Annotated in this window: 9 protein-coding genes; 8 read left to right on the plus strand and 1 reads right to left on the minus strand. The window is 60.1% G+C overall.

Going from position 1 to position 11894, the window contains the following annotated elements; all coding sequences use genetic code 11:
• The first annotated feature begins 45 nt into the window (after positions 1–45).
• On the plus strand, positions 46–924 hold the full coding sequence (locus JTP94_RS16555) for an FkbM family methyltransferase (RefSeq protein WP_204851577.1): 879 nt from the start codon (positions 46–48) through the stop codon (positions 922–924).
• Between the two features lie 2 nt (positions 925–926).
• Here JTP94_RS16555 and JTP94_RS16560 read toward each other — a convergent pair whose 3' ends face one another.
• Positions 927–1406 carry a class I SAM-dependent methyltransferase gene (locus JTP94_RS16560; RefSeq protein ID WP_204851578.1) on the minus strand — a complete coding sequence of 160 codons (480 nt, stop codon included), beginning with the start codon at positions 1404–1406 and terminating at the stop codon, positions 927–929.
• Between the two features lie 147 nt (positions 1407–1553).
• Here JTP94_RS16560 and JTP94_RS16565 point away from each other — a divergent pair, with 147 nt between their 5' ends.
• From JTP94_RS16565 to JTP94_RS16595, 7 genes are all read left to right on the plus strand, one after another.
• Positions 1554–2729 (plus strand): DUF3095 domain-containing protein, encoded by a 1176-nt coding sequence (locus JTP94_RS16565; RefSeq protein ID WP_204851579.1) that lies wholly within the window; start codon positions 1554–1556, stop codon positions 2727–2729.
• Positions 2730–3084: 355 nt separating this feature from the next.
• On the plus strand, positions 3085–4422 hold the full coding sequence (locus JTP94_RS16570) for an adenylate/guanylate cyclase domain-containing protein (RefSeq protein WP_204851580.1): 1338 nt from the start codon (positions 3085–3087) through the stop codon (positions 4420–4422).
• Positions 4423–4583: 161 nt separating this feature from the next.
• A complete protein-coding gene (locus tag JTP94_RS16575) occupies positions 4584–6497 on the plus strand; it encodes an ABC transporter ATP-binding protein (protein WP_204851581.1) in 1914 nt (637 codons plus the stop codon).
• On the plus strand, positions 6491–8407 hold the full coding sequence (locus tag JTP94_RS16580) for an ABC transporter substrate-binding protein (RefSeq protein WP_204851582.1): 1917 nt from the start codon (positions 6491–6493) through the stop codon (positions 8405–8407). The genes JTP94_RS16575 and JTP94_RS16580 overlap by 7 nt, the downstream gene beginning before the upstream one ends.
• On the plus strand, positions 8400–9398 hold the full coding sequence (locus JTP94_RS16585) for an ABC transporter permease (protein WP_204851583.1): 999 nt from the start codon (positions 8400–8402) through the stop codon (positions 9396–9398). The genes JTP94_RS16580 and JTP94_RS16585 overlap by 8 nt, the downstream gene beginning before the upstream one ends.
• Positions 9395–10570: an ABC transporter permease gene (locus JTP94_RS16590; RefSeq protein ID WP_204851584.1), complete on the plus strand. Its 1176-nt coding sequence runs from the start codon at positions 9395–9397 to the stop codon at positions 10568–10570. Before JTP94_RS16585 ends, JTP94_RS16590 begins: the two co-directional genes overlap by 4 nt.
• 102 nt (positions 10571–10672) lie before the next feature.
• Complete coding sequence (locus JTP94_RS16595) at positions 10673–11887, plus strand: glycosyltransferase family protein (RefSeq protein WP_204851585.1); 1215 nt, start codon at positions 10673–10675, stop codon at positions 11885–11887.
• Positions 11888–11894: the final 7 nt, after the last annotated feature.

The raw sequence follows: 11894 nt of genomic DNA on the forward strand, positions 1-11894 counted from the left end.
CGCTCCCGTTTGCAGCGGGAAGGCCGTGGTGTAGGGATGGCACCCATGTTCGACCACAAGATCCTCACGAGAAAATACTGGCGGCGCGCCTTTCGCAGGAAGCGGGATGCAATCGCCACGCGCCTCTTCGACACGCGCCTTGGCCGCGATATCCTCGTCAGCGCGCTTGGTCCGCGCGTCAAGACGATGACGGTGGACTGTGGCGATCACGTTTTAAGTTTTTCGCCGGCCGACTACATCGGCCGCAAGGTCTTTCGCAAAGGGCATTTCGAGCGCGATCATGTCGACCGGCTGCTGAGCGTGCTGCGCGAGCGCGGTCTTTTGCACAAGGGCAAGGTGCTGTTGGAGCTTGGCGGCAATATCGGCACGCAGACCTGCTATTTTGCCCTCAGCGGCGCCTACGACCGCATCGTCAGCGTCGAGCCCGATCCGCGCAATTTTCGCTTGCTGTCGGCCAATATCGCCGACAACGGCTTTCAGGAGATGGTGACAGCGGTCAATTGCGCCGCCGGTGACCGCGGCGGGCAGCTCGACTTCTATCTGAACCACAAGAACCATGGCAAAAGCAGCGCCTTGCGCCAAAGCGCAAGCGACGAGAAGATTTCGGTTCCGGTTCGTCCGGTCGCCGATATTCTTGCGCAGGCCGAAGCGGACCCCGCCGATGTCGGATTGATCTGGATGGATATCGAAGGCTACGAGCCGGTCGCCTGCCGATCGATGCAGGCACTGATGGCCCGCAAGGTGCCGCTCTATATGGAATTCACGCCGGCTTTCTACGGCAAGGATCAGACCAAGGCCTTCGTTGCCGACCTTGCCGGCCACTATAGCGAGTGCCTGGCTTTCTTCGAAGACCGCGAGCAAGCGATGAAGGTGGTCGATCTGCCCACCGAAGGCGACCAGCTCGATGTTCTCTTTTTGCGTTGAAGCTATTTGCGCCGATAGATGAAATAGCGTCCGTCCTTGACGCTATCGGGCAGGGGCAGCGCTTCGAGATCGGAGTGATCGAGGGGCAGGCCGCTGACCGCAAGCCCGCCTGAGACAAGCACGCCGGCCATGGTCTGGGGCAGCCATGTCAGCGTCACTGCATCCTTCTCTTCGTAGCCGGTGCCGATATCGGCATGGGCAAGCGAGGCGCCTGCGCCGATGAAATCCGCGGCAGTATCCTTGATTTCGCCGAGAACGAGATCGTCTGCTGCCGGCATGGACGGCCCGTAGGCGTTGACTGCCCGGTCGAAGGCGATGATGCGGCGATCGGGGAAAAGCTCGCGCAGATGGTCGAAGGTGCGGCCATTGCCGAGGCCCAGTTCCAGCACCGGACCGTCAAGCGCTCTGACCTCATCGGCAACGGCATTGAGGATGTCGCGCTGTGCGCTCAGGCGGCGGATGAAACTATCCAGGCGGCTCATCGTATCTGTCTTATCCTTGGCGTTCGTGATGCCTCTAGCCTAGTCGGAGTAGCACGGCCAGCGTCGTCACGTCGACCGCCGGCTGGTTTTTCGGCATGTTTGCTGTAGGGATAGATTGTCGCGGCGCTCATGAAAGGGGGAAATGTCATGGCCGAACCATTCAACGATGATTTCTTCCATAAATTGACGGGTTTCACCCGTTTCGAGGGCGTTACCGACAGCGCGAATTACCGTCCGCTTCCCGATGATTGGCTGCTGGCGGTGGCCGATATCGTCAGTTCGACCAAGGCCATCGCCTCCGGTCACTACAAATCCGTCAACATGGCCGGCGCCAGTATGATCTCCGCCGTGCTCAACGCCTTGGACAAGGGCGACTACCCCTTCGTTTTCGGTGGGGACGGTGCCCTGGTCGCCATTCCGCCGTCAGGAGAGGCGCGGGTGCGGCAGGCGCTCGCGGCGGTGCGGACGTGGGTCAGGGAAGAATTGCAGCTCGATCTGCGCACGGCGCTGGTGCCCATGTCGGCCGTCCGCAGCGAGGGGCTGGACGTTATGGTCGCCCGTTTCAGCCCGAGCGACTACGTCTCCTACGCCATGTTCTTCGGTGGCGGCACGAGCTGGGCGGAAAGACAGATGAAGGCGGGAAATTTCATCGTCGAGGCGGCCGCGCCGGAGGCGAGACCGGACCTCACCGGCCTGTCCTGTCGCTGGAATCCGATCAAGGCCCATAATGGCGAGATCGTTTCGATCATCGCGGTTCCCGGGAATGGCGGCAACAGCGCGAAATTCCAACAGCTCGTCGCCGATATCATCGCCATTTCCAGAGAGCAGAGCCGTGACGCCCATCCTGTGCCGGTCGAGGGACCGACGCCGTCGCTGATCTTCGACGGCGCCGACATCGAGGCGCGTGCCTCGGCTGCGCCCGCCGATCGCTGGCGCCGCAAGCTTGCTGTTGCCCTGCAGATCGTTGCTGTCTACATCCTCGACAAGTTCGGGCTCCGTGTGGCGACTTTTGACGCCAAGGTCTACAGGCGTGATCTCGCCGCGAATTCCGATTTTCGTAAATTCGACGATGGCCTGAAGATGACAATCGACGTCGATACGGCGCATCTCGCGCGCATCGAGGCGCGTCTGCGTCAGGCAGAGGCGGAAGGGGTTTGCCGTTATGGGCTGCATCGCCAGGACAGTGCTCTGATGACGTGCTTCGTGCCAACGCCCTTGATGCGCGACCACATGCATTTCATCGATGGGGCCAGTGGCGGCTATGCGATGGCGGCCATGGCGTTGCGGGGCAAGCAGCCATCCGAACTCACAGCCGGCGAATGATTTCGGCCGCTCGCGCGGTGATAGCGATTTTATCGGCCCATGTCGGTCTCACCCATTGTTTGAGCGGCATTTTCGCCCTATCTGAAAGAGAACAAAACGAGAGTCGGCGATTTTGCCGGCTGTCTCTTGCTGCACCTCTATGCGTCGGGCGCGAGGGAAAAAGTGCAGCCAAATCTTTTATGGCGCCGGCGCGATCCAGAATTTCTGGGGGAGCGCGCCGTCGTCTGTCGCATAATTATTTCATCCGACCTCAGCCGATGGGCCGGTGTTGCTGCTGGTGATCAGCCCGCCGCACATGGTGTCCGGTGTATTGCCGGGGCGGAGCAATGGGAATCGCAAGGATAGGCCGCGGAAAATGACTGTTCATTCGACTGTTTCAGATATTCTTCTCGACAAGGTTGCTGAATGGCTGACGCAGGCGGCGCTGACGGGCGAGAACCTGGAGAGCATCGTTCGCGGTTTCTGCGAGCGCATGGCGGCTTCCGGCCTTCCGGTTGCGCGCGTGCATCTGACCTTTTCGATGTTGCATCCCCTCTATGACGCGCTTGGCTTCACCTGGCGCCGGGCCGGCGGATTGACGATCGAGGGCTACCGGCATGTGAACGACAAGCCGGAACGTTTCATGCAGAGCCCCTATTACTATCTTCTGTCCAACGGTCTCCTGCACCTGCGCCGCCGGATCGACACCGACGGTCCTCTGGAGTTTCCTGTTTTCGAGGACCTGCGCAAGGAGAAGGTGACAGACTACCTGGCCTTCGTGCAGACCTTCGGCGCCGGCTCGGTTCAGGGCATGATGGGGTCCTGGTCGACAGACAGCGTCGGCGGCTTCAGCGAGGAGATGATCGGCGCGCTGATGCGCATGCAGAACCATCTGGCCATGGCTGCCAAGATGGCGGTTCTCGGCAAGCTCGCCAACAACATGCTGACCACCTATCTCGGCGGCGATGCCGGCAAGCGCGTGCTGAATGGCCAGATCCGCCGCGGTGACGGCGAGACGATCCGTGCAGCACTGGTCATGGGCGACATGCGGCAATCGACCGTCTATGCCGAAAAGGAAGGACGGCAGGCCTATATCGATACGCTGAACGAATTCTTCGATGCCATTGCCGCGCCGTTCAACCGCAACGGCGGCGAAATCCTGAGCTTTCTCGGCGATGGATTTCTCGCCGTCTATCCCTGCGGACGGCATAAGGATCCGTCCAAAGTTGCCTGCGAGGCGGCTCTGTCGGCGGTATTCGAGGCCCAGCGCCGCGTGGCCGCGCTGAACAAGGATCGTCAGGCTCGCAGCCTGAGCGAAGTGCGCTATGGCATCGGCCTGCATGTCGGCAACGTCATGTTCGGCAATGTCGGGCTGAAGGATCGCCTCACGTTCTCGGCCTTCGGCGCTGCCGTCAACGAAGTGGAACGGTTGCAGTCCCTCACCAAGAAATATGGGACCGAAGTGGTCGCGAGCCAGGCATTCTCCGGCTACACCGGCAGCGAGTGGGGCAAGCTCGGTGAAGAGAAGTTAAGAGGCGTGCGCCAGCGTTTTACCGTCGTTTCCCCGAAGGCTAGCACCATTGCCAACGGCACGACGGAGATCTTCCATGATGCGGCAATCGATGCTCTGTCCGAGGCCGAGCAGGTCATTCTGCTGCACAGGGACGCCAAGAAGTTCGAAAGCCGTCTTCAAGTCGAAAAGCTCGCTCCATGAGCTCCGTGGCTGGCTAGTTCAGCATAAGCCGATACATCACTGGAAACACGACAGTTTTTTAACAGTCTCGCCATCACTTTGACCAGCTAGACACCCGTTATGGCCTACGTTAGTGTGCCGTATAAGGCCACAAAGGTCATGTGAGCGGGAAGCAATTTGGTATGGCGTCTGAGACTGATCTGCTGCGTATTGAGAACCTCGACGTCTCGTTCTCGCTTTATGGGGACAAACTGCGTGTCGTCAAAAATGCCAATCTGAGGGTGCTTCCCGGCAAGGTCACGGCCTTGGTCGGCGAATCCGGCTCCGGCAAGTCGATCATCAGCCAGTCGATCATGGGAATCCTCCCGAATGCGGCGCAGGCAACCGGCCGTATTCTCTTTACCGATCCGCTCGACGGCCAGACCACCGATATCCTTCCACTACCGCGCGATGGCATTGCGATGCGCAGGCTGCGCGGCGCGCGCATGGCCACTATCTTTCAGGAGCCGATGACCTCGCTGTCGCCGCTGCACACCGTCGGCAACCAGATCAGCGAAGCGCTTCGCATCCACACCCCTGGAATCAACAGGGCCGAGCAGCGCGAGAAGACCGAGGAAATGCTGAGCCTTGTTGGCTTCCAGGATCCCTACCACACGTTCGACCGCTATCCTTTCGAGCTCTCGGGCGGCATGCGTCAGCGTGCGATGATCGCCATGGCGCTGATCTGCAATCCGGCGCTGCTGATTGCCGACGAGCCGACGACGGCTTTGGACGTCACCATCCAGGCGCAGATCCTCGGCCTGCTGCGCAATCTTCAGCAGACCTTCAACATGGCGATGCTTTTGATCACCCATGATCTCGGCGTCGTTGCCAACATGGCCGACGAGGTAGTCGTCATCTATCACGGCGAGATCATGGAGGCGGGGCCGGTCGAAACGATCTTCCGCCAGCCGCAGCATCGCTATCTGAAGGCTTTGATGACGGCCGTGCCGCATTTCGACATGAAACCCGGCGAGCGGCTGAAATCCCTGCGGGACGTTCCCGTCAATCTCGGCACCTTCTCCGGCAAGAAGAAGCTCATCAGCAGCGGTTCGAGCACGGCCGGCAAGGCAGCACCCGAGATCCTGCTCAGCGTGCGCAATCTGACCAAGACCTATAGCTCGAAGGCCGGCGGGCTGTTCGGCCGGCGGGATGGCACGAAGTTCCACGCTGTTGATGACGTCAGTTTCGATATCCGCCGCGGCGAGTGTCTGGGCCTCGTCGGCGAGAGCGGCTGCGGCAAGACGACGGTGAGCAAGATCCTCATGCGGGCCGTCACCGCAGACAGCGGATCCGTCAGCTTCGACGGCGGCGACGGCAAGATCGATGTGCTCGCCGCCAAGGGCGATGCGCTGATGGACCTGCGCACAAAGATACAGATGGTCTTCCAGGATCCGGTTTCGTCTCTTTCGCCGCGCATGACGATCCGCAATATTCTGAGCGAACCCCTGGAGATCCACGGGCATGGCGACAGCGCCGACCGCAAGGAGAAGGTCAACGGGTTGATGCAGGCGATCGGGCTCGATAAGCATTATCTGAGCCGCTACCCCCACAGCTTTTCCGGGGGACAGCGCCAGCGCATCGGCATCGCACGCGCCCTGGCGCTCGGCCCGCAACTGCTGATCCTGGATGAGCCCGTTTCGGCGCTCGACGTTTCGGTGCAGGCGCAGATCCTCAATCTTCTCAAGGATTTGCAAAAGGGGCTCGGGCTCACCTACCTGTTCATCTCGCACAATCTCGCCGTGGTCGACTATATGGCCGATCGCATCGCGGTCATGGCGCGAGGTCGCATCGTCGAAATCGCGCCGCGCGAAATCATTCTTCGCGATCCCGTCCATCCCTACACCCGCTCGCTGCTTGCAGCCGTCCCATTCCCCGATCTCGACCGGCCGCTCAACTTCTCTGCCCTGAACAGCGAGGGTCCGGCCGCCAGGCAGAAATGGGGGCCGCAATTCTCGGAGGGGACGGATGGGGAGCTCGCCTATGCGGATCTCGGCGGCGGCCATTTCGTCCGCGCTCGCCGTGGCGTCGATGTTCAGGAGTTGCGCACGTGGTAACTCGTCGAACCTTCCTTGGCCTATTGGCCTCTACCGTACTGCCGCAGCCTCTTATGGCGGCGGATATCGACAACGAGCCGGATTATCTCGCCGATTGGCTGAGGGCCGGCCAGATGCCGCATCTTGCCAAGCGCCTGCCGAAATTTCCGCGCATCGTCAGCGTCGCCGCCATGGGCCGTGCGCCGGGCCGCTATGGCGGTTCCGTGCGCACCATCATCGGCAGCCAGAACGACATTCGCTTCATGACGATCTACGGCTATGCCCGTCTTGTCGGGTATGACCGCACCCTTTCGCTGCAGCCGGACATTCTCGAGTCCTTTTCCGCGGTCAACGATATGGTCTTCACCTTCAAGCTGCGTGACGGGCACAAATGGTCTGACGGCCATCCCCTGACGTCGAGCGATTTCCGCTATTGGTGGGAAGATGTCATCCTCAACAAGCAGCTGACACCCGGCGGCGGCGCTCTCGAATTGCGCCCGCACGGCAACCTGCCGCGTTTCGAGGTGCTCGACGAGCTGACGGTGCGCTATTCCTGGGATGACCCCAATCCGGATTTCCTGCCGAGCCTGGCCGCGCCGCAGCCTCTCGTCATTCTCGGCCCCGGTCATTATCTGAAGCAGTTCCACAAGAAATATCAGGATAACATTCGCCTTTCCTCGCTGATGCAGGAAAACCGGGTGAAGAAATGGCAGGATCTCCATATCAAGATGGGCCGGGCCTATCGGCCTGAGAATCCCAATCTGCCGGTGCTGGACCCCTGGCGGAACACGACGCCGCCGCCGGCCGAGCAGTTCGTCTTCGAGCGCAATCCCTATTTCCACCGCGTCGACGAAAACGGCCGGCAGCTGCCCTATATCGACCGGTTCATCCTGAACATCAGCTCGTCGGCGATCATTGCCGCCAAGACCGGTGCGGGTGAAAGCGATCTGCAGGCGACCGGGATCGACTTCAATGACTATACATTCCTGAAGGATGCGGAGAAGCGCTATCCGATCAAGGTCAATCTCTGGAAAATGGCGCGCGGTTCGCGCGTTGCGCTGTTTCCGAACCTGAACAGCGCCGATCCGGTCTGGCGCGACGTTCTGCGCGACGTGAGAGTGCGCCGGGCGCTGTCGCTGGCGATCGATCGCCATGAGATCAACATGGCTGTCTTCTACGGTCTCGGAACGGAAAGCGCCGACACTATTCTACCGGACAGCCCTCTCTTCAGGCCGGAATATGCCTCGGCCTGGATCTCCCATGACCCGGATCAGGCCAATGCACTGCTCGATGCCGCCGGCCTCGACAAACGTGACGAGGATGGCACGCGCTTTTTGCCGGACGGTCGGCGAATGGAGATCACCGTGGAGACGCCCGGTGAAAGCACGCTGGATTCCGACGTTCTGGAGCTGGTCACCGATCATTGGCGCAAGGTCGGCATCGCGCTTTATACCCGCGTATCACAGCGCGATATCTTCCGCAGCCGCGCCATGGGCGGCCGGATTCTGATGTCGCTTTGGTACGGCCTCGACAATGGCGTGCCCACGGCCGACATGAATCCCGGCGAACTCGCCCCGACCATGGACGACCAGATGCAATGGCCGCTCTGGGGCATGTACTATCTGTCGCGTCAGACCCAGGGAGCGGCACCCGACGTGCCGGAAGCGGCAAAATTGGTCAAGCTGCTTGGCGAATGGGAAACGGCAGCCTCCTCCTTCGAGCGCGCCGAGATATGGCACCAGATGCTGGCAATCTATACCGATCATGTTTTCTCCATCGGCCTGATCAATGCCACGCTCCAGCCGATCGTACATTCGGCGCGCATGCAGAACGTGCCCGAAAAGGCGCTCTACGGTTTCGATCCGACCTGTTATCTCGGCGTCTACATGCCGGATACCTTCTGGATGAAGGAGGATCGGCCCAATGCTTAAATATATTCTTTGGCGCATCGCGGTGATGATCCCGACATTGCTCGTGATCTCGATGCTGGTCTTCACCATCATCCAGTTGCCGCCAGGCGATTTCTTCGAAAGCCAGATTGCCGAGCTGCGTGCTCAGGGCGAAACCGCAAACCTGCAGGAGATAGAGGATCTCCGCCACGAATACGGGCTCGACCGGCCGATTGCGGTGCAATATGTCCGTTGGGTCGCCGGCATGCTGCATGGCAATTTCGGCTATTCCTTCGAATATCAGCTACCGGTATCGGATGTGGTCGGCGACCGGTTGTGGCTGACCATCCTCGTGTCGATGACGACGATCCTTTTGACGTGGCTGATCGCCTTCCCGATCGGCATCTATTCCGCCACTCATCAATATAGCTGGAGCGATTACGGCCTGACCTTCCTCGGGCTGCTCGGCATCGCCATTCCGAATTTCATGCTGGCGCTGATCCTGATGTATTTCGCCAATGTCTGGTTCGGTGTGTCCATCGGCCATCTGATGGATCAGAAATATCTGTCGCAGCCGATGAGCTGGGAAAAGATGCGCTCGATCCTCTCGCATCTCTGGATTCCGGTCATCATTGTCGGCACGGCCGGGACGGCCGGCATGATCCGCCGCCTTCGCGCCAACCTGCTTGACGAGATGCAGAAGCAATATGTCATCACTGCGCGCGCCAAGGGTCTGCATCCTTTGAGGGCGCTGGTGAAATATCCGCTGCGCATGGCGTTGAATTTCTTCGTGGCCGACATCGGTTCGATCCTGCCGTCGATCATCTCGGGCGCGGAAATCACCGCCATTGTTCTGTCGCTTGAAACGACAGGTCCGATGCTGATCAGGGCATTGCAGAGCCAGGACATGTATCTTGCTGGCTCCTTCCTGATGTTTCTGGCCTTCCTCAACGTTATCGGGGTGCTGATCTCCGATATCGCCCTCGGCTTTCTCGATCCGCGCATCCGCTTGCAAGGCAGGAGCACAAAGTGACCGCACCCCTGCCGCGCCCTGGCGCACCCCTGGAACACTATGTTTCGAGCGCGGACTTCGATCCGGACCAGTTCGAAGCCATGTCCGCCGGCCAGACGCGCTACTATCTGGCCTCGCAGAAGCGTCTCATGTGGTGGAAGTTCAAGAAGCACAAGCTTGCGCTTGCATCGGGCATTTTCCTGCTGTTGTGCTACAGCGTGATCGTGATTGCGGAATTCCTCGCGCCCTATGGGCTGCACACGCGCAACGTCGATTATATCCATTCGCCGCCGCAGATGATCCACCTCTTCAATAAAGGCGAGTTCGTCGGCCCATTCGTCTATGGTCGCAAGATGGCGCTCGATATCGATACGCTGCGCCGGAACTACACCGAGAATCCCGCCGACGTGCAGCCGATCCGCTTCTTCTGTCGCGGCGATGACTATCGCTTCTGGGGGCTGGTGGATTCGGACCTTCATCTGGTCTGCCCTGCAGTCGGTGGACAGATGTATCTGCTTGGAACCGACCGGCTGGGTCGCGACGTGTTGTCGCGCATCATCTATGGCGCGCGAATCTCTCTGACGATCGGGTTGATCGGCATTTCCATAAGCTTCGTCCTCGGGATCGTCATCGGCGGCTTGGCCGGTTATCATGGCGGCCTGTTAGATCTTCTCGTGCAGCGGGTGATCGAGATCCTTCAATCGCTGCCGAGCCTGCCGCTATGGATGGCACTTGCCGCGATCATGCCGGTGAGCTGGAGCCCGATCCTCATCTATTTCGGCATCACCATCATCCTTGGCATTCTCGACTGGACCGGTCTTGCGCGCGCCGTGCGTTCCAAGCTTTTATCCTTGCGTGAGGAGGATTATGTACTTGCAGCGCAGCTGATGGGCGCACCCACCCGGCGCATCATCGGTCGCCATCTCGTGCCCGGGTTCATGTCGCATCTGATTGCCACCGCGACCATTTCCGTTCCGAGCATGATTCTCGGCGAAACGGCGCTGAGTTTCCTGGGGCTAGGCCTTCGCCCGCCGATCACCAGCTGGGGTATTCTTCTGACCGAGGCAAGGAGTGTCAGCGTGATTGCCTTCTATCCGTGGCTTCTTTTCCCGATGGTTCCGGTAATTTTAGTCATTCTGGCGTTCAACTTTTTAGGAGACGGCTTGCGCGATGCCGCCGATCCCTACAAATAGCAGGGTGCAAGGCCAAGACAGGATTGCAATTCGAGGAGCGGCCGCGGTTGTTGTTTGCTGACAAGCCGCGTACATGACTTTCATCCCCTAGAGGTTTTGCCCATGAAGCGGCGCTTAGAAGATGCTCGAATCCTCATGTATAGCCACGACACGTTCGGTCTTGGTCATCTCAGACGATGCCGGACCATCGCGCATGCCCTCGTGGAGGACTATCGCGGGCTGAACGTGCTGATTATCTCCGGCGCAACCATCGCCGGTGCTTTCGACTATCGGTCGCGCGTCGATTTCGTCAAGGTACCGAGCGTCATCAAGCTGCGGGACGGCGAGTATACGTCGATGGCAAGTCACGTCGCTCTGCAGGAAACACTGAAGATGCGGCAATCGATCATCCGCCATACGGCGGAGACCTTTCAGCCGGATGTCTTCATCGTCGACAAGGAGCCGATGGGGCTTAAGGGCGAGGTCGAGGAGACACTGACCTATCTTAAGGCACGCGGCACGACGCTCGTTTTGGGTATGCGCGACGTCATGGATGCCCCGCACCTGCTGGAGGCGGAGTGGAAGAAGAACAACGTCCTGCAGAAGATAGATCAGTACTACGACCGAGTGTGGGTTTACGGCCCGCCGGACTTTCACGACCCGCTCGTCGGTCTCGACGTGCCGCCGGGCGTGCGCCGGAAGATGGAGTTCGTTGGCTTTCTGCAGCGCAGTGTTTCATCGTTGGGGACGAAGTCGGAACACGTGCCTGATGAGGACTACATTCTGGTGACGACCGGTGGCGGCGGCGATGGCGCCGATCTGGTCGATGATGTCATCAGCGCCTTTGAGCAGGACAGCTCGCTCACGTACAGGACGCTGATCGTCCTTGGGCCCTATATGCCCGCCAAGGAGCGCAATCAGCTGCTGGAACGGGCGGGTAAGATCGCCTGTCTGCAGGTGATCGAGTTCGACAACAAGATGGAAGAGCTGATCGCCGGCGCCAAGGCCGTCGTCGCCATGGGTGGCTATAACACCTATTGCGAGATCCTGTCGTTCGACAAGCCGGCGCTGATCATTCCGCGCACGCGGCCGCGCGAGGAACAGCTGATCCGCGCTCAGCGGGCAAGCGAGCTCGGTCTCGTCGACATGCTGCTGCCGGAGGAGTCTGCGGATCCGAAGCAGCTTGCCGCCGCCTTGAAGCGCTTGCCGACCCGTGCGCCGCCGTCGGCGAGCAGTAGCATCATGCGCCTGGAAGGGCTGGTGCATATTTCGCGCACCATCGGCGAATGGTTCGATGATCGCGAGCGATATACGCCGCTATCGATCGTTGCCGAATAGACCACCG

Source organism: Martinezella lusitana, assembly GCF_016901135.1.
Lineage (GTDB): Bacteria > Pseudomonadota > Alphaproteobacteria > Rhizobiales > Rhizobiaceae > Rhizobium > Rhizobium lusitanum_D.

Coding starts and splice junctions, on each gene's coding strand:
- JTP94_RS16585 (WP_204851583.1), top strand. CDS start 8,400: ATGCTTAAATATATTCTTTGGCGCATCGCGGTGATGATCCCGACATTG.
- JTP94_RS16565 (WP_204851579.1), top strand. CDS start 1,554: ATGGCCGAACCATTCAACGATGATTTCTTCCATAAATTGACGGGTTTC.
- JTP94_RS16575 (WP_204851581.1), top strand. CDS start 4,584: ATGGCGTCTGAGACTGATCTGCTGCGTATTGAGAACCTCGACGTCTCG.
- JTP94_RS16560 (WP_204851578.1), bottom strand. CDS start 1,406: ATGAGCCGCCTGGATAGTTTCATCCGCCGCCTGAGCGCACAGCGCGAC.
- JTP94_RS16570 (WP_204851580.1), top strand. CDS start 3,085: ATGACTGTTCATTCGACTGTTTCAGATATTCTTCTCGACAAGGTTGCT.
- JTP94_RS16555 (WP_204851577.1), top strand. CDS start 46: ATGTTCGACCACAAGATCCTCACGAGAAAATACTGGCGGCGCGCCTTT.
- JTP94_RS16595 (WP_204851585.1), top strand. CDS start 10,673: ATGAAGCGGCGCTTAGAAGATGCTCGAATCCTCATGTATAGCCACGAC.